This window comes from Roseovarius halophilus (ex Wu et al. 2025), assembly GCF_047086965.1.
Genome location: NZ_JBKOTX010000029.1, coordinates 1 through 25,440 on the forward strand (window position 1 = coordinate 1; position 25,440 = coordinate 25,440).

At 64.7% G+C, this 25,440-nt stretch carries 23 protein-coding genes, 1 tRNA gene and 2 pseudogenes; 15 read left to right on the plus strand and 11 right to left on the minus strand.

Annotated elements, in window-relative coordinates:
• Positions 1-235 (plus strand): annotated as a pseudogene (locus ACH107_RS08215) (hypothetical protein); the annotation flags it as partial.
• Between the two features lie 549 nt (positions 236-784).
• Here ACH107_RS08215 and ACH107_RS08220 read toward each other — a convergent pair.
• Positions 785-871: transfer RNA gene (locus tag ACH107_RS08220), tRNA-Leu, on the minus strand.
• A gap of 208 nt (positions 872-1,079) precedes the next feature.
• Between ACH107_RS08220 and lipB the strand changes: the two genes are divergently transcribed.
• On the plus strand, positions 1,080-1,769 hold the full coding sequence (gene lipB / locus ACH107_RS08225) for a lipoyl(octanoyl) transferase LipB (RefSeq protein WP_412505408.1): 690 nt from the start codon (positions 1,080-1,082) through the stop codon (positions 1,767-1,769).
• Positions 1,770-1,777: 8 nt separating this feature from the next.
• Here the strand turns inward: lipB and ACH107_RS08230 are convergent, their stop codons facing one another.
• Positions 1,778-2,410 carry a hypothetical protein gene (locus ACH107_RS08230; RefSeq protein ID WP_412505409.1) on the minus strand — a complete coding sequence of 211 codons (633 nt, stop codon included), beginning with the start codon at positions 2,408-2,410 and terminating at the stop codon, positions 1,778-1,780.
• The gene (locus tag ACH107_RS08235; RefSeq protein ID WP_412505443.1) at positions 2,407-3,267 is read right to left on the minus strand and encodes an ankyrin repeat domain-containing protein; all 861 of its coding nucleotides are present in this window, start codon (positions 3,265-3,267) and stop codon (positions 2,407-2,409) included. Before ACH107_RS08235 ends, ACH107_RS08230 begins: the two co-directional genes overlap by 4 nt.
• Before the next feature lie 319 nt (positions 3,268-3,586).
• Between ACH107_RS08235 and ACH107_RS08240 the strand changes: the two genes are divergently transcribed.
• From ACH107_RS08240 to folP, 4 genes are all read left to right on the plus strand, one after another.
• Complete coding sequence (locus tag ACH107_RS08240) at positions 3,587-3,973, plus strand: c-type cytochrome (protein ID WP_412505410.1); 387 nt, start codon at positions 3,587-3,589, stop codon at positions 3,971-3,973.
• A gap of 200 nt (positions 3,974-4,173) precedes the next feature.
• Positions 4,174-5,847, plus strand: coding sequence for a cytochrome c oxidase subunit I (gene ctaD / locus ACH107_RS08245; RefSeq protein ID WP_412505411.1), 1,674 nt, complete (start codon positions 4,174-4,176; stop codon positions 5,845-5,847).
• A gap of 177 nt (positions 5,848-6,024) precedes the next feature.
• Entirely contained in the window at positions 6,025-6,954 is a 930-nt protein-coding gene (locus tag ACH107_RS08250; RefSeq protein WP_412505412.1) for a dihydroneopterin aldolase, read from the plus strand.
• A gap of 110 nt (positions 6,955-7,064) precedes the next feature.
• Positions 7,065-8,117 carry a dihydropteroate synthase gene (gene folP, locus ACH107_RS08255; RefSeq protein WP_412505413.1) on the plus strand — a complete coding sequence of 351 codons (1,053 nt, stop codon included), beginning with the start codon at positions 7,065-7,067 and terminating at the stop codon, positions 8,115-8,117.
• On the opposite strand, the gene ACH107_RS08260 is transcribed toward folP, so the two are convergent.
• Both ACH107_RS08260 and ilvC read right to left on the minus strand, forming a co-directional pair.
• Positions 8,086-9,024: a DMT family transporter gene (locus tag ACH107_RS08260; RefSeq protein ID WP_412505414.1), complete on the minus strand. Its 939-nt coding sequence runs from the start codon at positions 9,022-9,024 to the stop codon at positions 8,086-8,088. The genes folP and ACH107_RS08260 overlap by 32 nt on opposite strands.
• Positions 9,025-9,109: 85 nt before the next feature.
• On the minus strand, positions 9,110-10,285 hold the full coding sequence (gene ilvC, locus ACH107_RS08265) for a ketol-acid reductoisomerase (RefSeq protein WP_412505415.1): 1,176 nt from the start codon (positions 10,283-10,285) through the stop codon (positions 9,110-9,112).
• Between ilvC and ACH107_RS08270 the strand changes: the two genes are divergently transcribed.
• The 3 genes from ACH107_RS08270 (at position 10,260) to ACH107_RS08280 (ending at position 12,368) form a co-directional block, all read left to right on the plus strand.
• Positions 10,260-10,715, plus strand: a complete 456-nt coding sequence (locus tag ACH107_RS08270; RefSeq protein WP_412505416.1) for an Lrp/AsnC family transcriptional regulator — start codon at positions 10,260-10,262, stop codon at positions 10,713-10,715. The two genes, ilvC and ACH107_RS08270, sit on opposite strands and share 26 nt — an antisense overlap.
• Entirely contained in the window at positions 10,712-11,170 is a 459-nt protein-coding gene (locus ACH107_RS08275; protein ID WP_412505417.1) for an Lrp/AsnC family transcriptional regulator, read from the plus strand. The genes ACH107_RS08270 and ACH107_RS08275 overlap by 4 nt, the downstream gene beginning before the upstream one ends.
• 70 nt (positions 11,171-11,240) lie before the next feature.
• On the plus strand, positions 11,241-12,368 hold the full coding sequence (locus tag ACH107_RS08280) for an aminotransferase class V-fold PLP-dependent enzyme (protein WP_412505418.1): 1,128 nt from the start codon (positions 11,241-11,243) through the stop codon (positions 12,366-12,368).
• 23 nt (positions 12,369-12,391) lie between these two features.
• Here the strand turns inward: ACH107_RS08280 and ACH107_RS08285 are convergent, their stop codons facing one another.
• From ACH107_RS08285 to ACH107_RS08295, 3 genes and pseudogenes are all read right to left on the minus strand, one after another.
• Positions 12,392-13,594 (minus strand): UbiH/UbiF family hydroxylase, encoded by a 1,203-nt coding sequence (locus ACH107_RS08285; RefSeq protein WP_412505419.1) that lies wholly within the window; start codon positions 13,592-13,594, stop codon positions 12,392-12,394.
• A 37-nt stretch (positions 13,595-13,631) separates the two neighbouring features.
• Complete coding sequence (locus tag ACH107_RS08290) at positions 13,632-13,850, minus strand: hypothetical protein (protein ID WP_412505420.1); 219 nt, start codon at positions 13,848-13,850, stop codon at positions 13,632-13,634.
• 86 nt (positions 13,851-13,936) lie between these two features.
• Positions 13,937-14,323, minus strand: a pseudogene (locus ACH107_RS08295) (HAD hydrolase-like protein); the annotation flags it as partial.
• A gap of 109 nt (positions 14,324-14,432) precedes the next feature.
• Between ACH107_RS08295 and ACH107_RS08300 the strand changes: the two are divergent.
• Entirely contained in the window at positions 14,433-15,137 is a 705-nt protein-coding gene (locus tag ACH107_RS08300; protein ID WP_412505421.1) for a hypothetical protein, read from the plus strand.
• A gap of 84 nt (positions 15,138-15,221) precedes the next feature.
• A complete protein-coding gene (locus ACH107_RS08305) occupies positions 15,222-15,758 on the plus strand; it encodes a hypothetical protein (protein WP_412505422.1) in 537 nt (178 codons plus the stop codon).
• Positions 15,759-16,713: 955 nt separating this feature from the next.
• Here ACH107_RS08305 and ACH107_RS08310 read toward each other — a convergent pair.
• Entirely contained in the window at positions 16,714-19,080 is a 2,367-nt protein-coding gene (locus tag ACH107_RS08310) for a YbcC family protein (protein ID WP_412505423.1), read from the minus strand.
• Positions 19,081-19,096: 16 nt separating this feature from the next.
• Complete coding sequence (locus ACH107_RS08315; protein WP_412505444.1) at positions 19,097-20,641, minus strand: proton-conducting transporter membrane subunit; 1,545 nt, start codon at positions 20,639-20,641, stop codon at positions 19,097-19,099.
• A 115-nt stretch (positions 20,642-20,756) separates the two neighbouring features.
• On the opposite strand from ACH107_RS08315, the gene ACH107_RS08320 reads away from it, so the two are divergent.
• On the plus strand, positions 20,757-21,629 hold the full coding sequence (locus tag ACH107_RS08320) for a LysR family transcriptional regulator (protein WP_412505424.1): 873 nt from the start codon (positions 20,757-20,759) through the stop codon (positions 21,627-21,629).
• Positions 21,630-21,700: 71 nt separating this feature from the next.
• Here the strand turns inward: ACH107_RS08320 and proS are convergent, their stop codons facing one another.
• Positions 21,701-23,053, minus strand: coding sequence for a proline--tRNA ligase (gene proS / locus ACH107_RS08325; protein ID WP_412505425.1), 1,353 nt, complete (start codon positions 23,051-23,053; stop codon positions 21,701-21,703).
• Between the two features lie 245 nt (positions 23,054-23,298).
• Here proS and ACH107_RS08330 point away from each other — a divergent pair, with 245 nt between their 5' ends.
• From ACH107_RS08330 to ACH107_RS08340, 3 genes are all read left to right on the plus strand, one after another.
• On the plus strand, positions 23,299-23,577 hold the full coding sequence (locus ACH107_RS08330) for an FAD-dependent oxidoreductase (protein ID WP_412505426.1): 279 nt from the start codon (positions 23,299-23,301) through the stop codon (positions 23,575-23,577).
• Positions 23,578-23,661: 84 nt separating this feature from the next.
• Positions 23,662-24,729 carry an AI-2E family transporter gene (locus ACH107_RS08335; protein ID WP_412505427.1) on the plus strand — a complete coding sequence of 356 codons (1,068 nt, stop codon included), beginning with the start codon at positions 23,662-23,664 and terminating at the stop codon, positions 24,727-24,729.
• Complete coding sequence (locus ACH107_RS08340) at positions 24,729-25,403, plus strand: chromosomal replication initiator DnaA (protein ID WP_412505445.1); 675 nt, start codon at positions 24,729-24,731, stop codon at positions 25,401-25,403. The genes ACH107_RS08335 and ACH107_RS08340 overlap by 1 nt, the downstream gene beginning before the upstream one ends.
• The last annotated feature ends 37 nt before the right edge of the window (positions 25,404-25,440 follow it).

Below are 25,440 nucleotides of genomic sequence, written 5' to 3' on the forward strand. Positions count from 1 at the left end.
CGATGTCATCACCGATTTCGAGGACGGCACCGACGGCTTCCTGATCCGCACGGTCAGCACGCTGGACGGCACGCCCAACATCGACAATGGCGGCAACGGCTTGCAGGGATTCCTTGACGCACTGAACATCACCGACACCGCCGACGGCGCGCAGCTGACCGTGGACGGGCATATCGTCACGATCGAGAACGTCGCGGCGGCCGACCTGACGCTGGATGATTTCCAGTTTGGTTAAGCCGAGTTCTGCACAGAACACACTCCGGGCGCGCGTTTAGCCAGTGAAACGCATCTGCGCCAAGAAATTTATCAAGAACATCGTGACCTGCTTTACGCCTCGCAGGGCAGGTCACGGCAATCTCGTCTAGGTTCTTCCCGCTTGTCTCGGATGAAGCTCAAACTGGCCGTCGCAACCAAGGGCTATTGCAGTCGAATCCCGGAAATGTCGCGACTTTTCAGACTTCGCCGGTTACACGTTACAGCCCTTCGTACAACACTCAACCAACAACCTCCCCCTAGTAATTTACCTGCAAATAGAGCAATTAAGCAGGCGGCCTGCAGACAGTAGTTTCAGCCAATGGATTGACTATTTTTCTTTGTGTGCCTGAATCGCTTGTCACCGCCTGTCTTGCATCCATCGTTAGCAATCATGGAGCTATGCGGGATTTTGGATGATGCGGTAATCATGCGAACAAGATCAGCGTCGACAAAACGGGGGCGCATTGTGGGGCGGCCACCATAGCCGTGTTGAATTATCACGTATTATCAATAGATTGGGGGGATGTTTTGGTGCGGTCGAGAAGACTCGAACTTCCACGGGTTTTACCCCACAGCGACCTCAACGCTGCGCGTCTACCAATTCCGCCACGACCGCACGTGATCAGGTAGTGGCGGGCGTATAGCAACCGCCTGCGGGGATGTGAAGGGCTTTCTTGCAGCTTTCGGAACTTCGCCGGGCAGACCGCGGCCGCGGCCCGCGGCGAAAGCCTTTGAAGTCGGCGGTCGGTTTGCGTATGCGTTTTACCGTTGCTTTCGCGATCAGAACAACGGTCAGGATTATGGTGGACTTGCCAGCAGAAGACTTGCTTCCGGAACCGGACGAAACACCGGGTCGGCACGCGGTGCAATGGCATGTCTCCCCCGGGCTTGTCGGCTACGAGGCCGCGGTCGATACCATGGAGGCGCGCGCGGCGCGAATCGCGGCCGGAACGGCGCCCGAGGCGATCTGGCTGCTGGAACATCCCCCGCTTTACACCGCCGGCACCTCGGCCAACCCGGCGGACCTGACCGACCCCGACCGCTTCCCGGTCTACCCGTCGAAGCGCGGCGGGCAATACACGTATCACGGCCCCGGTCAGCGCGTGGCCTACGTGATGCTCGACGTGGGGCGGCGGGGGCGCGACGTGCGGCAGTTCGTGCAGCGCCTCGAGGCATGGGTGATCGCCACACTGGACGAGTTCAACCTGCGCGGCGAGATCCGCGAGGGGCGCGTGGGTGTCTGGGTGCCGCGCCATGACAAGCCGCTGACCGCGGCGGGCATCCCGCCCGAGGACAAGATCGCGGCGATCGGCATCCGCCTGCGGAAATGGGTCAGCTTTCACGGGCTGTCGATCAACGTCGAGCCGGACTTGTCGCATTTCACCGGCATCGTGCCCTGCGGCATTGCGGAGCACGGGGTCACGAGCCTTGTGGATCTCGGCCTGCCCGTGACGATGGCCGACGTGGACGTGGCGCTGAGGCGGACGTTCGGCGAGGCCTTCCCCGCGGGCTGAGCCGCCCATCAAGGCTCCGGCAGCGGGGTGGTCGGCCCATCGTCCGGGTCAGGCTCGCGGCAAATCTCCGGGTCGGGCTTGCTCAGGGCATCGCATTGCCGGTCGATCTGCGCGCCCATGTCGTCGCCCAGGTCAGCGCGCACCTCGCTTGCATGGTCGCGGCACTCATCAATCGTCATGTCGCACACTGCGGGCACCGCAGGGCTGGTGAACACCCCGCAGACCTGCGCGGTCCAGTCCTTCGGCTCCGTGTCGATGCCGCTGCCGGTGCGCAGTTCCTGCATGTCGCGCGCGGTGGCGCAGGCTTGCTTGACGTCGATCGCTGTCACCGCCACCACCGTCGCGGCGCCGGCGACGGGGATCACCTCCATCGGCAACGCGGCGACATTGCGCCCCACCCCCCGAATGGCGCGCCGCGCGATACGCCGGGTCGCATTGTCCATTTTGTCGATCAGTTTCTTTTTATCCGCCTTCAGTTCCGCAACCACGGAATGCCCGACCACGGCCTCGGCGACACCGCTCATCACGCCGTTCAACCCCTCGACGGCAAAGCTGGCCACGTTGAACGCCAGCATCACCAGCAGGACCACGAGAACGAGGCCGCGCCGCAGGACACCAAGACCGCGCCAGAGCCATTTCATTCGTTGCATACCGCGTGCAAGGCCCAGTAGGCATCGTCGCGCTCCAGCGCCGGGTTGGCATCGAAGGCAATCTTTGCCGTCAGGCCGCGCTCGTTTTCCGCGAACGGTTCCTCGGCGGCGTCCAGCAACCGCGCGAACACCTCGGGGTCAGTGGCATGGCTGGCGGCCAGTATCAGCGGCGTGGTGTCCTCGAAATCCGCCGCATCGGCCGAGGCTCCGGCGTCAAGAAGCGCCTGCACGAGATCGAGCGCGCCGCCCTTGCGGACGGACGCATAATGCAACGCGCTGCGCGCCCTGCGCCCATTGTCGGCGGCGTTCGCCTCGGCCCCTGCCTGGAGAAGCGTGACAACGGAGTCGACACCGGCATGTCGCGCGGCGAGGTGCAGCGGCAACAAATATCTGTCTTCCGTCAGGTCGTCCGAAATATCCGCCAGATCTTCGCCCGCGTAAATGTCGGCCGTTGCGCCGGCGGCCAGCAGGGCCGCGACCACGTCCACCGCCCCGGGTCGTCGCACGGCAAGGTGCAGCGGCGTGGTCATGCATTGACCGGACCAGCATTCATCCTCGATCGAGCCCTTGTTCACCTCCGCGCCCCAGATCGCAAGCGTCGCGATCTGCGCCGGATCGCTCGAATGCGCTGCGGCCATGTGCATGGGCGTGCGGTTCGCGGCGTTCTTGAGGTCGGGGTCGGCGCCGGCGCGCAAAAGCACCCGCGTCACGGCGGCACTGGGCGCATGGGCGGCGGCCAGGTGCAGGGCCGTATTGCCGGCATCGTCACGCGCGTTCACCGCATGCCCCGATTGCAGGCAGGCCCGTATCTCGTCGGCTGTATGGGTGGATTGGAACGTCTTCGTCAGGAAGTCGGCTCAGCGTGCATCCTCGGCAATCCCCTGCGCCGGCAACCACGCAAGCAGCCAAAGTATCGCGTATCGCCCAATCAATCGCATCCAGATTTGCTTTCTGTTTCCCAGTCTCTGTCAATACAACGTCAATACAACTCAGCATCGTCTCGGGGGCAAGACGTTTCGTGGCCAACTCGTTCACGACGCCCATGTTCGGACAAGACCCGACCCGATCAAGCGAGCCTGCGATAAATTGCCCGTTGCGCGGTGGCCTTGGCGGGTTATGACTGACGCTCTGACGCGCGAACCCGCTTTCCCAACCACGAGGTGACACATGAAAACCTTTCTGACTACTGCCGCCCTTCTGACGCTGGCCGCGCCGGCCTTTGCCGCCGGGGATGCCGACAAGGGTAAAAAGGCGTTCCGCCAGTGCAAGGCATGCCACATGATCGCTTCCGCGGATGAAACCATCGTGCGCGGCGGGCGCGTCGGGCCCAACCTGTACGGCGTGATCGGCCGCACGGCCGGGTCCGTCGAGGATTACAATTATTCCGACGCGCTGGCCTCGGCCGGGGCAGACGGCCTCGTGTGGGACGAACAGAACCTCGCGGAATATTCCAAGGATCCCAGCGGCTTCCTCGGGGGGCGGTCCAAGATGACCTTCAAGATGCGCAAGGGCAGCGAGGACGTGGCCGCCTACCTCGCGACGTTTTCGGACTGATCCTGTCCTGACCGGATCATCCCTCGGGACCGGCCGGCAAATTCGCGCCGGTCCCGCCTGCCGGGGTGCGACAAAATTCTTTGACATATGTCAAAGTCGCGCATTGCCCCGGCACGGGCGGCATTCTAGAACCTGAATACATGAGGCGGAGGCCGGCATGCCGAGTCGTCCGTCAGGGTTTCACCAGCAGGAGGCACAAAATGGCAGACGCAGCCATTCACGGCCATGAACACGAGGAGCACCGCGGGTTTTTCACCCGGTGGTTCATGTCAACAAATCACAAGGATATCGGTATCCTGTACCTCGTCACCTCGGCGATCGTCGGGCTGATCGCGGTTCTGTTCACCGTTTACATGCGGATGGAACTGATGGAACCGGGCGTGCAGTACATGTGCCTCGAGGGAGCGCGTTTCACCGCCGCCGCGGCGGGCGAATGCACCCCGAACGGGCACCTGTGGAATGTGATGATCACGTATCACGGCGTGCTGATGATGTTCTTTGTCGTCATTCCGGCATTGTTCGGGGGCTTCGGCAACTATTTCATGCCCCTGCAGATCGGCGCACCGGACATGGCGTTCCCGCGGATGAACAACCTCAGCTTCTGGTTGTACGTGGCCGGGACGTCGCTGGGTGTCGCATCGCTTCTGGCGCCGGGCGGCAACGGGCAGCTCGGCTCGGGCGTCGGCTGGGTGATGTATCCGCCGCTCTCGACCACCGAGCAGGGCTTCTCCATGGATCTGGCGATCTTCGCGGTGCACGTCTCGGGCGCCTCGTCGATCCTCGGCGCGATCAACATGATCACCACCTTCCTGAACATGCGCGCCCCCGGCATGACGCTGTTCAAGGTTCCGTTGTTCGCATGGTCGATCTTCGTCACCGCTTGGTTGATCCTGCTGGCGCTGCCGGTGCTGGCCGGGGCGATCACCATGCTGCTGACCGACCGGAATTTCGGGACGACCTTCTTCGACCCGGCCGGCGGCGGTGACCCGGTTCTGTACCAGCACATCCTGTGGTTCTTCGGCCACCCGGAGGTCTATATCATCATCCTGCCCGGGTTCGGCATCATCAGCCACGTCATCGCCACCTTCAGCCGCAAGCCGATCTTCGGCTACTTGCCGATGGTCTGGGCGCTGATCGCGATCGGGTTCCTCGGCTTCGTCGTGTGGGCGCACCACATGTACACCGTCGGCATGAGCCTGACGCAACAATCCTATTTCATGCTGGCCACGATGGTCATCGCGGTGCCCACCGGGGTCAAGGTGTTCAGCTGGATCGCGACGATGTGGGGTGGCTCGATCGAGTTCAAGACGCCAATGCTCTGGGCCTTCGGCTTCCTCTTCCTGTTCACTGTCGGCGGCGTGACCGGCGTGGTGCTCAGCCAGGCGGGCGTGGACCGGGCGTATCACGACACCTATTACGTGGTTGCACACTTCCACTACGTGATGAGCCTCGGCGCCGTCTTTGCCATCTTTGCCGGCATCTACTTCTACTTCGGCAAGATGACCGGGCGCCAGTACCCCGAATGGGCCGGCAAGCTGCACTTCTGGGCGATGTTCGTGGGGGCCAACCTAACGTTCTTCCCGCAGCACTTCCTGGGCCGTCAGGGGATGCCGCGCCGGTACATCGACTATCCCGAGGCGTTCGCGCTCTGGAACTGGTGGTCGTCGATCGGGGCGTTCATCTCCTTCGCGAGCTTCGTGTTCTTCTTCGGGGTCGTGATCTACGCGCTGCTGCGCGGCGCACGGGTGACCGAGGCGAATTACTGGAACGAGTATGCCGACACGCTGGAGTGGACGCTGCCCTCGCCGCCGCCGGAACACACGTTCGAGCAGCTTCCCAAGCAGGAAGACTGGGACAAGCAGCCGGCGCACTGAACGGCGTTCAACCACGATGCTGATTACAGGCCCCGGGACGCGCCGGGGCCTGCTTCGTTTCCACCACGCGAAAAGGGCGGCTGCCGCCAACCTGCCGGTTCCTGTCGCATTCACCCTTTCCCCGCGTTCGCGGGCCATGCTACGCCGCGGCCAGTGAAGCCACGGGAGCGCGCCCCCATGTCGAATGAAATCCGCCTTGCCTTCGAGCACCCCGCCGCCCGTGCCGACGCGACGGCGCCCGACGGACCACTGGACCGCATTTCGGTGCGGGACCATGTCGTCGAGGTCGAGATCGGGGCCTTTCAGGCCGAGCGTGGCACGACGCAGCGCATCTGTTTCAATGTCGTGGTCGAGGTGCGCCCGGTGTCGGACCCGCTGGATGATGACGTGGACCGCATCCTGAGCTATGACAAGGTGACCGAGGCGATCGGCGCCGAACTGGCCGAGGAACGGCTCAACCTTCTGGAGACACTGGCCGAGCGCATCGCCGAACGCATCCTCTGGGAACCGCAGGCCGGCCGGACGTTCGTGCGCATCGAGAAACTGGACCGCGGCCCCGGGGCGCTCGGGGTGGAGATCGTCCGGTCGGTCGATGACCTCAAGACGACGCCGGTGGCGCATCACGGGGCCACGACACCGCATCCCCACCTCGTTTACCTGACCAACACGGCGATACGGTCGCCGAACCTCGCGCGGTGGCTGGACCAACTGGAGGCGCGGGCCGAGCCGGTGATCCTCTGCGTGGGGCATCCCGAGGGGACGGCCCCGTCAACCGGCCACAGGATGACGCAGCGCCGGGTGGACCTGCTGGCGCTGGAACAGAACGCGTGGGTGCTTGCCGGGCGCGACGACCGCTGCGTCGTGGTCAACACCCGGACCGAGCTGGACTGGGCCATGAAGAACGGGCAGATCAGCGTCTGGGCCCCGTCGAAGATCGTGCTGGACGCCGTGGACGGCCCCACCACGGGCCCGGACGACCCGGTCGCGCTGGCCGGTTGGTTCGCGGGCCACATCGAGGCGTCCGACCTGCTGGTGATCGGCGAACGGCCGCCACGGGACGCGCCCGTGCCCGTGCTGATACAGGACGTGGCGCAAAGCGGGCTTTGATACCGTCGCGGGGCGCACCCGGCTTTGACATCCGGTGACGGGGCTGTATCTGGACGGTTGCGACCGGTCCGGCCCGGACCCGCCTTTCACTGCCGCGACAGGATGACAGCATGACCGTTTATTACCGCCCCGTTCCGCGATCCGATCACGCCCGGCCCGATGACGCGTTGCCGCTGGCTGGGGGCTTGTGCTGGTTCGACACGGTCGAGGAATTGCGCCGGGACGCGCCGCCGCGCCTGCGGCCCGCGTCCGAGTTGCCGGCCGGGATGCGCGACCGCCTGACGGCCCCGCGCGCGCCGATCGCCGGGCTGGGCTTCGACAGGCCGCGCCTGATGGGCATCCTGAACGTCACGCCCGACAGCTTTTCCGACGGGGGGGAGCATTTCGACCCAGATACCGCCCTGTCTCACAGCGCCGCCATGATCGAAAGCGGGGCCGACATGATCGACGTGGGCGGCGAATCCACCCGCCCCGGCGCGCGGGAAATCCCGGTGCAGGAAGAGATCGACCGGACCGCCCCCGTGATCGAGGCGATCCGCGCGGGAAACGACGCGCCGCTTTCGATAGACACCCGCAAGGCCGCGGTGGCGCGGGCCGCCCACGCGGCCGGCGCGGACCTTGTCAACGACGTGGCCGGGTTCACGTTCGATCCGGAACTCGCGCCCTTTTGCGCCGAGACGGGCCTGCCCGTCTGTGTCATGCACGCGCAGGGCACGCCCGAGATCATGCAAATCGATCCGCGCTATGACAACGTGGCGCTCGACATCTACGATTACCTGTCGGAACGGGTCACGGCGCTGGAGGTCGCGGGCATCGCGCGCGATCAGATCATCGTCGATCCCGGCATCGGCTTCGGCAAGACGCTGGAGCACAACCTGACGCTTTTGCAGAACCTTGCGCTGTTTCACGGGCTGGGCTGCCCGGTGTTGCTGGGCGCCTCGCGCAAGCGGTTCATCGGCACCATAGGCGGCACAGAGGCCGCGCGGCAGCGCGCCCCGGGGTCGATTGCCGTGGCGCTGCACGGGGTTGCGCAGGGGGTCCAGATGCTGCGCATCCACGACGTGCGGGAAACCGCCGAGGCGCTGCGCCTGTGGCAGGCCGCCACGCTGGGCCAAGTGGCCGGGGCCGGTTTCAGCGCCGCAGGATCACGCGCCACTGGCTGACGGCCAGACCGGCCATGATCAGCAGGAAACCGGCAAGGAAAAGCGGCGGCAACGTCTCGCCCATGAAGACCGTGCCGAGGCCGATGGACCACAGCGGCACGACATAATTCGTCAGGCTCAGGAAGCTCGGGCCGGCTGTGCGGATGACCCGCACGAGGATGAGCGTCGCCAGCGCGGTCGGCCCCAGCCCGAGATAGACGAACCCCAGGGCCGGCATCAGCGACACCGTGTCGGGCCAGTCTTCCAGCCACAGCGCCACGGGGGCGATCACCACGGTGGCGCAGAGGAGCGCGCCGGCCCCGAATACCAGCCTGTCAACCGGCGGCGCGCGCCGCGTGACGACCGATCCGATGGCATAGCAGCTCGCCGCGCCCACGCAGGCCAGCCGCGCCAGCGTGAGCGTCCAGCCGCCGGCTTCGAGCTGCAACAGCTCGCGCGGGCCGATCAGCAAAAGAACCCCGATGAACCCGGTGACGAACCCCACGAGCTTGACCGGGCCGATCCGTTCGCCGGGGACGAAAAGATGGGCCAGCGGGAGCACGAACAGCGGCACGCTTGCCATCGTCATCCCGGCGAAGGCCGACGCGACGCTCTGCTGGGCCCAGTTGAGCAGGAAGAAGGGCAAGGCATTGGAAAACACACCCATCCCGAGGCAGAAAAGCCAGACGCGCCGGTCATGCCCGCCGCGCAGCCCCGGCAGGCGGCGCCCGGTTGCCATGATCGCCGCCACGAGAACCGCGGCAGCCAGCGCGATCCGTCCCGCGGCCAGCACCAGCGGGCCGAAATCGGCCAGTGCGACCTTGGCCCCCATGAAGGACGCCCCCCATAGGAACCCGAGCGTCATGATCAGCAACCATTCCGTCAGGCCCGGCGTGGCGGGGGCGGCGGCGGTCTGGGTTCGGCTCATGGCGGATGTCCTTTGCTGTATCCCCGGAACGCGACAGGCGCGCCCGCCGAGCGGCCGCGCCTGCGCCGTTCACGGGGAGGATGGATCAGTTCTTTTCCTTGTCCACCATCTTGCCCGCGGAAATCCAGGGCATCATGCCGCGCAGTTTCTCGCCGACCGCTTCGATCTGGTGGGCGTCGTTCATGCGGCGCGTGCCCTTGAAGAACGGCTGGCCGACGGCGTTTTCCTGCATGAAGTCACGCACGAAGGCACCGGACTGGATGTCGTTCAGGATCGCCTTCATTTCCTTCTTCGTCCGCTCGTAGGGCAGCACGCGCGGCCCCGAGACGTATTCGCCGTACTCGGCGGTGTTTGAGATCGAGTAGTTCATGTTGGCGATGCCGCCCTCGTATATCAGGTCAACGATCAGCTTCACCTCGTGCAGGCATTCGAAATAGGCCATTTCGGGGGCATAGCCCGCCTCGACCAGCGTCTCGAAGCCCATGCGGATGAGCTCGACCATCCCGCCGCACAGCACCGCCTGCTCCCCGAAGAGGTCGGTTTCACATTCCTCGCGGAAGGACGTCTCGATGATGCCGGAGCGGCCACCGCCGATGGCCGCGCAATAGGACAGCCCGGTTTCCAGCGCCTTGCCCGTCGCATCGGTGTGTACGGCCACGAGGCAGGGCACGCCGCCACCCTTGACGTATTCGCCGCGCACGGTGTGGCCCGGCCCCTTGGGCGCCATCATGACGACATCGACCCCTTCCTTGGGTTCGATCAGCCCGAAATGGATGTTGAGCCCGTGGGCAAAGGCGATGGCCGCGCCGGGCTTGATGTGGTCATGCACGTACTTGCGGTAGGTCTCGGCCTGCAGTTCGTCGGGCATGGTGAACATCATCAGATCGCACCAAGCGGCCGCCTCGGAAATCTCCATGACCTTCAGGCCTTCGCCTTCGGCCTTCTTGGCCGATGCAGAGCCTTCGCGCAGCGCCACGACGACGTTCTTGGCGCCCGAGTCGCGCAGGTTCAGCGCGTGGGCGTGGCCCTGGCTGCCGTAGCCGAGGATCGCCACCTTCTTGTCCTTGATGAGATTGATATCGCAATCGCGATCGTAATAGACGCGCATGTCTGTCTCCCTTGCTTGGTGATCCGCGTCAGGATACGGCGCATCCGGCAAAAAGAGGCGCAAAGATCGGATTAAACCCGATTTTTTCTTAATTTTCATTCGTGATTTACTGATGTATGAAAAAATCATGCTTGATGAAACCGACAGGCGCATCCTGCGCCACTACCAGCACGACGCGGCGCTCGGCCCCGCCGATCTGGCCGAGCTGGCCGGCGTGACACCGGCCACCTGCGCCCGGCGGCTGGAGAAGATGACGGCCGCCGGCATCATCCGCGCCAACCGTGCCGTGATCGACTGGCGCGCACTCGGCTACGAGGTCGAGGTGAGCCTGCGCATAACGCTGGACAAGACGCAGCCGCGTGCCTTCGACGAATTCCTCGCGGCCGCGCGCGACGCGCCGGAGGTGCTGGAGATCCAGACGTTCCTCGGCCGCGTTGACCTGCGCCTGTCGGTCATCGCGCGGGACATGGCGCATTACCAGCAGATTTATCGCAGCACCATCCTGACGTTGCCGCATATCGCCGATATCGAGGCGCTGGTGCACGTGGCGCAGATCAAGTCCGACGAGGTTCTGCCGCTGTGATCGACCTTGACACCACAGACCGGCGGATCCTGCGGGAACTGGCCCGCGACGCCACGCAGAGCGCCAGCACGCTGGGCCGCAAGCTGGGACTGTCGCAGCCGGCGGCATGGCGGCGGATCAAGCGCCTTCACGACAGCGGCGTGATCAAGGGCCGGCGGCTCGATCTCGACCGCGAAAAGCTGGGCTTCGGCGTCACCGTCTTTCTGGGCGTGAAGCTGGCCACCAAGGGCCGCGTCAGCATCGGGGATTTCGAACGCGCGGTTTCGGCCATCCCCGAGGTGCAGACGGTGGAACATATCCTTGGCCTTTATGATTACCGGCTGCGCGTCGTCGCGCGCGACATCTCGGATTTCGAGCGCGTATTGCGGCGGCGCATCATGATGCTGCCGGGGGTGGGCGACGTGGAGGCCAACGTGCTGCTGTCCGAGGAACGCCGCCCCGGCCCCATCGGCTGAGCCCCGGGCGCGGGCATTTGCCATTCCGGCGCCGGCACGCTAGCAACCGGTCAAACCAGAGGAGATACCAATGTCCGCCCTACTTGATCATATCGACCCCGACGGCCTGCAGGAATTCTCGGTCGTCTTCACCGATCGGTCGCTCAACCACATGAGCCAGAGCTTCCAGCAGGTGATGCGCGACATTTCCGGGATGCTGAAAGAGGTCTACAACGCGCGGGGCGTCGCGCTCGTGCCCGGCGGCGGCACCTTCGCCATGGAGGCCGTGGCGCGCCAGTTCGGGCACGACGCCCATGCGCTGATCGTGCGCAACGGCTGGTTCTCGTACCGCTGGAGCCAGATTTTCGACGCGGGCAAGTTCACCGCCGACACGACGGTCTGCATGGCGCGCCAGTCGGCCAACGGGGCGCAGGCGCCCTTTGTCCCGGCCCCGATCGAGGACGTCACGGCCCGGATCCGCGAGTCGAAGCCCGACGCCGTTTTCGCGCCGCACGTGGAGACCTCGGCCGGGCTGATCCTGCCCGACGGCTACATCGCCCAACTGGCCGAGGCCGCCCACGAGGTCGGCGCGCTCATGGTGCTTGATTGCATCGCGTCGGGCTGCGCCTGGATCGACATGGAAAAGACCGGGGTCGACGTGCTGATCTCGGCGCCGCAGAAGGGATGGTCGGCCTCGCCTTCGGCCGGGCTGGTGATGATGTCTGACCGGGCGTTGCAGCGGCTCGACGCGACCGTTTCAGACAGCTTTGCCATCGATCTGAAGAAATGGCGCGCCATCATGGAGGCCTATGAGAACGGCGGGCACGCCTATCACGCCACCATGCCCACCGATGCGCTTCGGGCCTTTCGCGATACCATGCAGGAAACGCGCGATTACGGGTTCAAAAGGCTGCGCGAGGCACAATGGGCCCTCGGTGACGGCGTGCGCGCGATGCTGGCCACGAAGGGCGTGGCATCGGTGGCCGCCGACGGTTTCGGCGCGCCGGGTGTCGTCGTCGGCTACACCGATGATCCGGACATCCAGAACGGCAGCACGTTCGCCGCGGAGGGCATGCAGATTGCCGCCGGCGTGCCTCTGGCCTGCGACGAACCCGAGGGGTTCCGTACCTTCCGTCTGGGGCTGTTCGGGCTCGACAAGCTTTATGACGTGGCAGGCACACAGGCGCGGCTGAAGGCCGTTCTGGACAAGGTTCTCTGACGCGCGGGGCGCGCGCGCGGGGCTCAGCCCCGCGCCCCGAGCCCTAGCTGCATCAGTGTCTTGCGCACCGGTCCGAGCGAATAGATCGCATCGAGCCCCGCCGCGCGCGCGTCGCGCAGGGGCCGGGATCGCGCCATCGAAGCGCGGTTGAGCATGTCGATCCCCGTCACGCGGAGGGATACCTCGGGGTGGCGGCGACGATGGTAGGTTTCGAGCATGTCTGCATCCCCGAGCCGCGCCGGGGCCTCGCGGGCCAGATCGAGCAGCACGCGGATGTCGCCAAGCGACATGTTCAGCCCTTGCGCCCCGATCGGCGGCACCACATGCGCCGCCTCGGCGATCAGGGCGATACGCTCCGACCACATCTGCGCGGCGATCTGGCTGATGATGGGCCATGTTGTCCGCCGCGAGGCCAGCGTCAGCGGCCCCAGCAATTCGCAGGACCGATCGTTCATCGCCGCCTCGAACTCGGCCACGGGCAGGTTGGCAAGGCGCAGCGCCTCGCGCCCCTCCTCCATCCAGACGATGGCCGAGGACGGGCGCCCCTCGTGGTCGGGCAGCGGCACGAGGGTGAAGGGGCCGCCGCTGCGGTGTATCTCGGTCGAGACGTTGTCGTGGGGGACCGGGTGGGTCACGGCGAAGGCCAGCGCCTTTTGTCCGTACCGGGTGGTATGAACGTCAAGCCCGGCGGCCTGACGCATGGGCGACGCGCGCCCGTCGGCGGCGATCACGAGGCGCGCGCGCACGCGGGTTCCGTCGCTCAGCCCGACGCGCGCTTCGTTGGTGCGGGTAAAGAGTGTCTCGGCGCTCACGCCGGGCCGGAAATCCACCGTATTCAGCGCGTCCAGACGCGCCACCATCTCCCGCCGCAGGAGCCAATTGGGCAGGTTCCAGCCGAAGGGCCCGTCCGAGATGTCGCTGGCCTCGAACTCCTTGACGACGCGCGGCACGGCGCTTTCGCCACCCGCGTCCACGATCCGCATCACGTGTAGCGGCGCCGCGTGCGAGTCCAGCCGCGGCCAGAGTCCGACCCTGTCCAGCAGATCACGCGAGGGCCGGAGGAACGCCGTCGTGCGCAGATCCGCGCCCTCGGCCGCCCGCTCGGTGACCGGCATCGCGGGGTCCACGCAAATGACGGTAAAACCCGCCCAGCCGAAAGCCGCGGCGGCAGTCAGGCCGGCAACCCCGCCCCCGGAAACAAGAATGTCGCAATCCGTGCTCGGCACCCGTCACATCCCTTTACAAGGCCCGCCCGGCATTGGGTCAGCCCCGTGAAACCGCGATCAACAACCCCCAGATCACCGGCACGGTGGCCAGCGCCGGGATATAGAGGCCCGGCACACCCCAGAGCGCGATACTGGCGCCCCAGCCGGCCACGAACAACAGCACGCCCAGAATGATCGGCCACGCCGCGACGTCCTTGGCCGGCTCGTCATGGGGGGTGTGCGCGTTTTCCGTCGGGTTATGTTCCGCGCTTGTCATCAACCGTCCTGTTCTTATGTCTTCGTCGCGCCAAATATCACCGCCATCGCGTTTTGAAAGGCGCATTTCGCCGCAGGACAGCGATGTCAGACAGGCCGCGACAGAAAGCCGCCCAGATCATCGGTATGGTGGTGGATATGCGCGGCATCGTGCCGTTCGGGCGCGACATGGACGGTGCGCATGTCCAATGCATGCGGTTCGGCGATGTTGCGCGGCTCGTCCCCGAACATGGCCGCGCGGCAGGGGGCCAGCCCGTCGCGCGACAGCACGGCGTCGAATGCCGCGCGCTCGGGCTTGGGCCTGTACCCGGCATGTTCCACGCCGTAGAGCGCATCGAACAACCCGCCGAGGCCAAGTTTCTCGACCGCCCGGGCGGCATAGGGGGCCGAGCCGTTGGTATAGACGCTCTTGCGGCCCGGCAGCGCACGGATGCGATCGACAAGCCATGCGTCAGGCTCCAGCGCGTCGAGCGAAAATCCCGATGGATCAGGCAACGGCGTGATGGTCGCCTTCGTCATCTGGCATATACCTTTCTCTTCGGGAATTGACGGCGACTCGACTCCGCCATGATATACCGCCCTCATGGGCCATCACCGCCTTTTAGGTATATCTCGATCAGGCCGCCGCCACGATCGCTGGAAAGCGTTAACGACTTTCTCACATATCCGAAAACAAAAGCCCCAAAAAGTTACCAAAGATACCCCCGGTAAGACCTATGACAGGTTCGACGAAGCCGGCCCCGTCAAAGAAGTTGGTCAGGCACATCCCCTTAAACTGGAGTACAACATGCCTATCATGAAGCAGATTAAATCGCTGGCGGCAGCGACCCTTGTTACCACCCTGTCCATGGCCGGGTCCGCGTGGGCGCAGGATTACAGCGCACATCAAAATTTCCATGCGCACACCAAGAAATGCACCGAAATCAATCTTGGCTTGTTCAAGAAACATGTTTGCAGCCCCGACGTTGATATCGCGGGAACGGTGTACGAAAAGGCCGAATTTTCCCCGGATCCCAAGGCAGAGGTGCGTCTGAAGATCACCCACCCGTTCAGCCTTGATACCGGGTATCAAGGCGTTTCGAGCAACGGATGCGTTCCCCAGGAGGGCGTTAATTACTTCGGTCAGGGCGTTTCGATCTGCACCTATGTCAAGGACGTTCATGTTGAGAATGACCATATAAAATTCGACATGCGCCAGTCCGCCAAACTCTCGATCGGGATCCCGCATGTCAAAACCTGGAGCGTGGAACTATCGCTCTGGCATCACAACTTCGATCTGAAAAAATAAGCCTTTCCTAAGAGCTTGGGGGCGCCCGGTGCGCGCCCAAGTTCCGGGTTGTTCACGGTATGATCGTATGACGCGGGGCACGAGGTGAAAAAAAGTATGAAAGCAATGTATGTTCTAGCTTTGATTGGCGCCGCGGGGTGTTCCAACGAGGCTGATGTCTATCATCAAGCGGACAGCGAGATTCCATCCGGGATCAAGTTAATGTCGTCCACGGCCCAGCTGGTGGTGAATAACGGGGATGGCACGGTCTGTTACGGGCCACCGGCAGATGCGACCATCGATCTCACCGGTAGTGCTTCTTCGAAAGGTCTAAAGATCGGGGTCGGTGACGACGAGATACCCCTTGGCGGGCGGAACCCAAACGTCCTGCTGACACGGGACCTCCTGTTTCAGGCCTGTCTTGCCGAGGCAAGGATGGGTTTGACGAAGGCTGAGCGGAAAAAGCTGTTCAGCGAAGTGCTCAAGGTCGTGACGGATGTGAACGCGCAGAGCTTGGAAGGGGAGAGTATCTCGTCGGATTCGGACAGCGGGTCGCAGGTGATCCCGGGACAAATGGTGACTGGGTCCACGTCCACGAGCAGCACCGGCAGCAGTTCGGGTTCAGGCGACGACGGTTTTTGACCGCTTGCGCCTAAGGTCATTCGGGCGTCTGGCAGTTATCGATGGCGCCAACGGCGGCGGAGCCCGTCCCGTGCTGGCCCGAGGGCTATACGCCCAGCTTCACCGGTGCGTCGCGCTTCTTGTCGGGTGCCCCCAGAAGACACCACGGTCTTGTTGCCGGTTGTCTCGTACTGTTCATTGCGGACATTTTTGAACAAGTGATTTGATCAGGCCTCGCATGTTGTACGGCTGCCCTCCGTACGCGATCAGAGCGGCGCATTGTGGCGCGGCAAGCGCCACCCCGGGCGGGCGGTAGCGCCCGACCCTGACGCCGTGATTGACGCCTGGGATGCAGGAAAGCACCGAGGCGACGAGCGCCGCCGAAAAGCCACCGTATGTTGCTGGCCAAGACGCCTACAGCGCTGGCGCGCCGATCGACGCCACCCCCCCGCAAGGAAGAGATACTCTACGCCGACCGCTACCCCGGGCCGCGGGAATGCTGGCGGCATGGATGGCTTCATGCCAAGGCGCGGTGCGAACACGTTCACCGGCCGAACGGGGCGGCGAGCTGAAGATGGCGCGCGGTCGAAACATTCTGACAGCGGGACAGATGCGCAAGGCGCGACCGGGCCGGCAGCAGGACGGCGGCGGCATGAACGTCCTTCGTGAAACGACAGGGCGATGGGGCCCAGTTCAAGTAGTCCGAACTGACGGCGGGAGTGGGTTGGCCCCAAGTGCCCGACCCGGCGTTGGAAGGCAGCCCCATCGCACCAGATGCTAAATCAGCCCGGTCAGGGCGTCAATGATGCGCCGACGCAGCTACCGCCTCGTCCGGGCCAGCGCGGCGAAATTTGCCTGCCTCTGAACACCTTCGCACGGAAAGGCGCCGGCTCAACCTTGCCGGCAAGGGCCTGCCGAGGTGACCCCGGCAGGCAAATCGTTGGCATTTTCCAGCCCTTGGCAGCAAGTTTTCCCGTCACGAGACACGCGGTGCAGTCCACCCCCGCTCCGGCCGGTAGCGGGCCGCGATGCACCCATCCTCGAGCGCGAACAGGTGGAGCCAGCCGCTATCGAAAAGCGCGCGCACCGGCGCATTCCGGTCCAGGACCGCGCTTATCGCGTCCTGCGGCGCCTCGACGAGCACGGACAGCCTCAGTGGCTCGTGGACGAGCTTCGCGCCATCATGCAGCGCCTGCCATGGCAGACCGGGGCGCAGCACCCCCCCGTTTCCCTGCACCACGCCGATCCCGCTCGTGACGTTGTGAATCAACTTGTTGCCGCCGCCGAAGACATCCGGGGCAACCGACGACCCGTAATATTGCAGGTTGATCCAGCTTGCGACCACCACGGGTGCAGTCAGGATCAATTCAAGGACCGAGAAATCATCGTCCTGGCGCCAATCATAGCTGTGCAGGAAGCTGCGACCGTGCAGTTTCACCCCGTCCGTCCGCGCCCGCGGCCCGGCAATGAAGGACGCGCACCCCGCGAGGCCCCATTCCGGGCGCACCTCCGCCCAGTCCCGCGCGCGCCGGTCCATGCGGGCGGGCTGCGCGCCCGGCAGCCGTTCGGCCCGCTCGGCCGATACGGCTTTGCCCGCCCTCGCCAGCAGGTCGCGCGCCTTTTCCAGCTCGCGCGCGTGATCATGCACGCAGCTATCAGCGAAAAGTGAAACATCATCGGTCGTGGTATCGTGCAACCCGGCCACGAAAAGCGTGTCGTCCGGAAGCTGCACGCCGTGATCCCCGAGATTCGCGCGCGTTTCGGGGTCATTCAAGAGCGATGCAAGCAGCCGCGCGGATACTTCGCCTGTATGCCCGCCGCATGCGCCACACTGGTAGGCGCTTTCATGCGGATTGTTCGTCACAGACGCACCGTGGCCCAGCAGGAGAACGAGCCGCGCATGATCTTGCGTCAGGCTCATGGCCTTGAGGACCTTTGCGGCAAGCTCCGCTTTCTCTTCCGGCGAAAGGGCTTTCTCGAACCTTGGCGCGGTCCCCGCCCGTTTCTCGGACGGGCCCGCCCCGAGCGCGTCGCGGACAAGTTTGACCCCGTAGACCGGGCCCGCCGCTTCGATGAACGCGAAAGAGGACACGGCGGCCTGCCTGAAACGGCCCCAGGCTCTGACGGCACGCGCCTTGATACGTGCCGCATGCTCAAGTTCCGGGTCGCCTTGGCTGGACGCGCGCGCCGCGGGGGTCAGAAGCACGGGCAAGTGCGCCTCCAGCAGGTCCGATGCATGGGCCCTATGCTCGACCGGAAGCCCGAAGAAACCCGCAAAACCGATCGTTTCGACCTCGGGGTCCATTTTTTCGAGCGCCTGCCTGAAAACCTCTGAACGGACATCAATACAGAAGGCCGCCTGGATCGCAGGCCGGGTTCTTTTCGGCTGTGATGCCACGAGGGAATTCGACAGGTCACGCTGATAGGCACGCTCGCGCGCGTCTTGGAGGATCGCGTCGATCACGTCGTCCTGCGTGGGCGCGACCGGCGCCTCGTGCGCCGCGACAGTCGCGGCCCAGTCGTTGGCGACATCGGGAACATGTGCAAGAAGCAGATCTTCCCAGATAATCCGGATGGCCAGCAGATCCGAAAGCGCGTGATCCGTATCGCCGTTCTGTTCGGCTTGCCAGAGCAGCCACCGCGCATGTTGCGCCCATCCCCCGAGATCCATGAACAGCCGGTGAAACGCCGTTTGTCCAGCTCCACCGGCAAGACCGAGGTTGGCGGCGGCGTTCTGGATGGCGCGCTCGGCCGTATCCGGCGCGTCGGTCACGCGCGCGCAGAAGCCCTTCAGCCCGGCGATTTCGGGGGTCAGGTCATGCATCGCCCATTCGCGCCATGCGGCAAAGGCACCGCGGCCGGGCGCGGGCGTCCACAGGGCCTGCCCCCTGTCGAAATGTCCCGCGGCCCACAGCCCGATGCAGCGGCGGATCAGGGCGGGCCAGTCCGTCCCTGTCTTGAGCGCGGCAAGTTCGGCGACCGTCGGCAGGGCTTGCGGCTTAGGGCTTGGTACGTGAAGCTTGGCCTTGAGCGCCGCGAGATCCACAGGCTTGAGCGGTGACGCGCTGTCGAAAAGCGCATCGGCGAGATCACCATCCGTGATCCTGCCCGCTTCGAAAAGGTCCCTGTATTCCTCGCGTGGCATGGTGATCCGCGTGCCGGCGACCCGGGCGAGGCGCGCGGCCGCAACCGCCAAATCCTCGTGCGCTTGCCCCAGAAAGGGGTTCACCGCGACGGTGGCATCAAGGGGAAAGGCCGGCGGCACGGACCGCGCCGCCGCTTCGACGGCTTTGCGAAGCTCGGTCACCTTGGCCGGTTCGATGCGATCATGATTGAGAAACATGTGGTCGTCCTTTCCTTCAGGATTGTTTCACGAACCGCAGACCGCCGATCAGCCGGTCGAGCAACGTGTTGAGGTAGAGCCCGTTCACAAGGTGAACCCGCAGCCCGGCCGTCGCGGGGTGATGCGCCCACAACGGAAAGAGGGACTGCGCCACCGCGACCAGCCCGAACGAAATCAGCGCCACGATGATCATGGCCCATTCGAGCGCACCGGGTGCCGGCGGCGCCGGAAGCTGCCCGCCCCACAGCATGACAGCGATCAGCTGAAACGTGAAATAGCCGAATGCCGCCGCGAGGGAGGCCACGGCCGTCCGCTGTGTCAGCGCCGCGGGCGCGGCATCAGCCAGCCCCTGTGCCACCAGGTAGGCCACGCCGAATATCAATATCGCACCGAGCGCATAGGCCTGCGGGGGTTTCGGCCCGATCACGACCCCGAAGGCGACGGCGACGACGCCGAGCAGCACAAGCGCGAGCGCGAATGCCCGCGCCACCGCTCCCGGACTCGGCGTCGCGACCGGCCCCGGCCGCCGGATCGCCGAAACCGCCCGGACAGCCTTGCCCGAGGCAAGGAAGGCATGCGCCTTGTAAAGCGAATGGGCAACGATATGCAGAAGCGCGATCGGCCAGAGCCCAAGCCCGCACTGGAGAAGCATGAAACCCATCTGGCTGATGGTCGACCATGCAAGCGCCGTCTTGATCGCACTTTGGGTAAGCATCACGACCGCGCCGAAAAGCGCGGTGAAGCCGCCAAGCATGACTAGGACCGCCATCGCGCCGGCGCTCGCTTGCACCACATCCGCCAGCCGTATCAGGAGAAAACCGCCGGAATTGATGATGCCCGCGTGCAGCAGGGCCGAAACCGGCGTCGGCGCCTCCATGACCTCGGTGAGCCAGCCGTGAAGCGGGAACACCGCCGTTTTCATGACCGCCCCCAACATCAGGAGAAACACCGCCGCCTGCCCGACGGGCGAAAGGCCGGATCCCGCCAGGTCGACCAGACGGGCGAAACCAACTGTCCCCAGATCAACGAGGAAAAGCACGGCGGCACCGATCAGGACAACATCACTTGCCCCCCAGATGAGCGTGAACTTGGTTGCCGCCCGGCGCGCTTCGGGCCGGCGGGGGTAGAATAGCAGCAGGGCACGAAGGCAAAGACCGATCGCCATGAAAGCGATCACAAGGACAACGAAACCACCCGAGACGACCAGCAGCGACACCGCGGCCAGCGTTGCCAGCATCAGGCCGTGAAAGACCGCTTCGCGCGGCTCTCCGTCGAGATAGGTCCGCGCGTACCGCATCACGATCCAGCCGACGAACGTCACCAGCAGCAGCATCGTTGCGCTGACCGCATCAAGACGCAGCGAAAGCCACCCCGCGTGGCCGTATGAAAGCGTGGCCGGCCCCACCGCGACCAGATGCACCACGCAAGTGACCGCGATCCCGAGGGCAACCAGCGACACGATCTCGGCGAGACCGCTGCGCCGAGGCGGCCCGCCCACCGGCCGCAACAGGTAATATGCCGCGGCCAGCACGAGCAAGAGAGGCGCCAAGGGCAACATCATCGGTACGTAGAACAAGGGACTTCTCCGTTTCAGGTTGAACTGGAACGGAGATACCGAGCAATTGGCGTTAAAAAAAATATTTATTTTCTCATTTTACGTTCTATAATATCGAATTATGACTGGCCTCAACCTTCACCACCTGCGCCTGTTCCGCGCTGTCGCTCATGACGGGACGCTGACCGGCGCGGCGCGCGCGCTCAATCTTTCGCAGTCGGCACTTTCGACGCAAATCAAGACCCTTGAGGCCTTTCTGGGACAGGACCTGTTCGAACGTCGCGGTCGCAGCCTCGTGCTGACCGAGGCCGGGCGTATCGCGTTGGACCATGCCGAGGCGATTTTCAGGACGGCGGATGACCTTGCCGCAACCTTGCGCGGGGTCGGGGACGGGCGGCGGGCACTGCGGGTCGGTGCGCTGTCGACATTGTCCCGCAACTTCCAGATACAGCTTCTCAGGCCGATGATCGGCCGGCGCGACGTCGAAGTAGTGGTGCGATCCGGCACCCAGCCGGACCTCCTCCGCGATCTAGAGGCGATGTCGCTCGACCTCGTTCTGACCAACCATGCGCCGGCACGGGATGCCGCCAGCCAGTACCTCGTCAAACGCATCGACGCGCAACCTGTCAGCCTTATCGGCACACCTGCGCGCGTCGGCCCCGTGCACCACCGGCCCCTTGCCGATCTCCTGTCGGGCGAGCCGCTTATCCTGCCGACCCCGGAAACCGCGCTGCGTGCGACGTTCGACACCCTGCTTTCCCAATTGAGCGTTTCACCCCAGATCGCCGCGGAGGCCGACGACATGGCGATGCTCAGGCTGTTGGCGCGGGAAGATGCCGGGCTCGCCGTGATACCGCCGATCGTCGTCAAGGACGAGCTCACGTCGGGGACCCTGATCGAAGCGGCCAAGCTCGAGTCCATGGAAGAGACGTTTCTGGCCGTGACGCTGCACCGCAAATTCCCCAATCCACTGGTCGCCGAACTGCTGGGGTGAAGATATCCGCATGGGCGCACGCCTTTCGCCGTGCTTGACGCGAACAAGGCTACCGCCGGTTTGGTCGCACTTTAAAACAGCCGGACATGCGGCGCGTAGATCTGCGCGAGTTTCTTGACCGCCTCTTCGGGGGGCAGCTCCTCGCTTTCGCCGGTGCGGCGGCTTGTCAATTCGACCACGCCGTTCTTCAGCCCGCGCGGCCCGACGGTGATGCGCCAAGGCAGGCCGATCAGGTCCATCGTGGCAAACTTGCCCCCTGCCCTTTCGTCGCGGTCGTCGTACAGCGGCTCCAGCCCGAGCGCCTCGACCGACGTGTAGATTGCCTCGCAGGCCGCGTCGGCGGCGGCGTCACCCTGCTTGAGGTTCACGATCCCCACATGGAACGGGGTCACGCCCTCGGGCCATATGATCCCCTTGTCGTCATGGCTGGCCTCGATGATCGCGCCGACCAGGCGGCTGACACCGATACCATGGCTGCCCATGTGCACCGGCACCGGCTTGCCGTCGCGGCCCTGAACGGTGGCGCCCATAGGTTCGGAATACTTGGTGCCGAAATAGAAAATCTGGCCGACCTCGATGCCGCGGGCATTGCGCCGCCGCGTCTCGGGAACCCGTTCCTTGAACACCGCCTCGTCATGGGTGTCATCTGTCCGGGCATAGCGCGAGGTGAATTCCTCGAGCACGGCCTGGCATTGCGCGACGCTGTCATAATCGATCTCGCGGTCGCCGAAGCGCAGGTCGGTGATCTCGCTGTCATAGAACACTTCGGACTCACCGGTTTCAGCCAGAACAAGGAATTCATGCGTATCGTCCCCGCCGATCGGCCCGCTTTCGGCCCGCATCGGGATCGCCTGAAGCCCCATCCGTTCGTAAGTGCGCAGGTAGCTGACCAGATGGCGGTTGTAGGCGTGCATCGCGTCCTCGCGCGTGAGGTCGAAATTGTACCCGTCCTTCATCAGGAATTCGCGCCCGCGCATCACGCCGAAACGCGGGCGCACCTCGTCGCGGAATTTCCACTGGACCTGATACAGGGTCAGCGGCAGGTCCTTGTAACTACCGACATGCGCACGGAAAATATCCGTCACCAGTTCCTCGGCCGTGGGGGTATAGAGCAGGTCGCGATCGTGGCGGTCCTTCATGCGCAGCATTTCTTCGCCGTAATCATCGTAGCGGCCCGACTCGCGCCACAGGTCTGCCGATTGCAGCACCGGCATCTGGATCGCGATGTGCCCGGCGCGGGCCTGTTCCTCGTGCACGATGTTTTCCAGCTTGCGCAGTACCTTGAAGCCGAGCGGCAGCCAAGAATAGATGCCCGCGCTGGCCTGCTTGATCATCCCCGCGCGCAGCATGAACCTATGGCTGGCGATCTGTGCCTCGGCGGGGGTTTCCTTGAGGACAGGCAGGAAGTAGCGGCTCAGGCGCATGGCGTTCATCCTTCGGTCAGGCTGGTTTTTCCGCGGTCTAAGCGATTAATCGGAAGGGGGCAATCATTGCCCTTTAAATTGTGTTTGACTGTCCAGTCAGCAAAAGACATGCGCGCGTTTCCAGCACGTCGGATGTATTGGCAGGCGCGATTTTACGAACCAGCCCGACAGACCCCGGCAGTCCACGAGACCGATGTCCTTGTCGTTGGATCAGGGCCCGGCGGGCTGTCCGCCGCGCTTGCGGCATGTACCCCGACTTCATCGACGGCAACGGCATACTGATGCTGCCCAAGAACCGTGACAACCCGCTCGTCGCCGGACGGGCCACCGGGAGCGACCGCATCGCGCACACCGCGACACGGAACATGGCGTGCTGCGCGGTGTCCGGACAGGGTGCGGGCGTCGCCGCCGCGCTTTCCCTCCGGCACGCCTGCCCGCTGGACATGGTGAACATCACGGATAGTCAGACGACGCTGGCCCGGCAGGGCGTGCGCCCGCATGAGCCCGGGTGCGGGCAGCACTGACGACCAGCACGATTTTTTCCGGCGCCGGCTTGAAAGCGGCGCCGGCTTCGGCGATGTGTATCAGACACGCACGCAGGGGCACGCATGGCGCTTCCGGTCAGGAAACAGGCGAAATACTGGGGTATCGCGTCTGCGATATTTCTCGTCACGCTCTGGTTCCTCGGGGACGTGATCCTGCCCTTCGTGCTGGGCGGCGCGATCGCCTACTTCCTCGATCCTGTTGCCGACAGGCTGGAGAGGGCGGGCCTGTCCCGCGCGATCGCGCTCGTCGTGATAACGCTCGTGACGGTATGCATCTTCGTGGTCATGGCCCTGATGGTGGTCCCCACCCTCGTCCAACAAACCGTCGCGCTTTTCAACATCGCGCCGAAGCTTTTCAATGACCTGCAAAACTTCCTGACCGAGCGCTTCCCGGACCTCGTCGACGAGAACTCGGCGCTGCGCCGGTCACTGATCGCGGTCGGCGAAACCATCCGCGATCGCGGCGGCCAATTGCTGGAATCCGTGGTCAGTTCCGCCGCCTCGCTGATCAACATGATCGTGCTGTTCGTGATCGTGCCTGTCGTGGCTTTCTACCTGCTCTACGACTGGGACCGCATGATCGCGGAAATCGACGACCTTCTGCCACGTGACCACGCTCCCGTCATCCGTCAGCTGGCGCGCGACATCGACGAGACACTGGCCAGTTTCATCCGCGGCATGGGAACCGTGTGCCTGATCCTCGGCACCTACTATGCCGTCGCGCTCATGATGGCCGGGCTGCAATTCGGGCTGGTGGTCGGCTTCCTCGCGGGCCTGATCACGTTCATCCCCTACGTGGGCGCCGTGGTTGGCGGCGCGCTTGCCGTCGGGCTCGCCCTCTTCCAGTTCTGGGGGGACTGGCTGTCGATCGCGATCGTCGGGGGAATTTTCGTTCTCGGCCAAGTGGCAGAGGGCAATTTCCTGACCCCCAAGCTTGTCGGCAATTCGGTCGGGTTGCATCCGGTCTGGCTGATTTTCGCGTTGTCGGTGTTCGGCGCGTTGTTCGGTTTCGTCGGGATGCTCGTGGCGGTACCGGTGGCGGCGGCGATCGGGGTGCTGGCCCGGTTCGCCATAGGTCAGTACAAGGACAGTCGGCTTTACCGGGGCCTTGTCGCGCGGGATGACGAATGATGCATCAGCAGATGAGCTTTGAGCTGCCGGTGCGCGAAGCACTCGGACGCGAGGATTTTTTCATCTCCCCGGCGAACGCCAACGCGGTGGCGATGATCGAGACCTGGCATCAGTGGCCTGCGCGCAAATTGCTGCTGACCGGACCATCAGGCGCCGGCAAAACACACCTGGCCCATGTCTGGGCAAACCTGTCGGGCGCGCGCATCATCGGCGCGCAGGAACTTCGTGACCTGAGCGTACCGGCCCTGTGTCGTGGCCCCCTGGCCGTTGAGGATTGTGACCGCGTCGCCGGCGACGCGCGGGGTGAGCGCGCGCTTTTCCATCTGCACAACCTGCTGCTGGCCGAAGGGTATGCCTTGCTCCTCACCGCGGAGCGCCCGGCACGCGCATGGGAACTTGCCCTGCCGGACCTGGTCAGTCGCATGCAGGCGATGCCTGTGGTCGCGCTGTCCGCCCCTGATGACGCGTTGCTCAAGGCCGTGCTGATGAAGCTCTTCACTGACAGGCAGATCATGCCGACGCCCGGCACGATCCCGTTCCTTGCCCGCCGGATGGAACGTTCCTTTGACGCCGCGCGCCAGATCGTTGCCGCACTTGACGCGGCTGCCCTGGCCAGCGGCCGCCCCGTCAACCGCAGGCTCGCGGCCGAGGTGCTGGACAATCCGGCGCGATAGGCGCAATCCTTGTCACCCATTCGTTACAACGTCACGC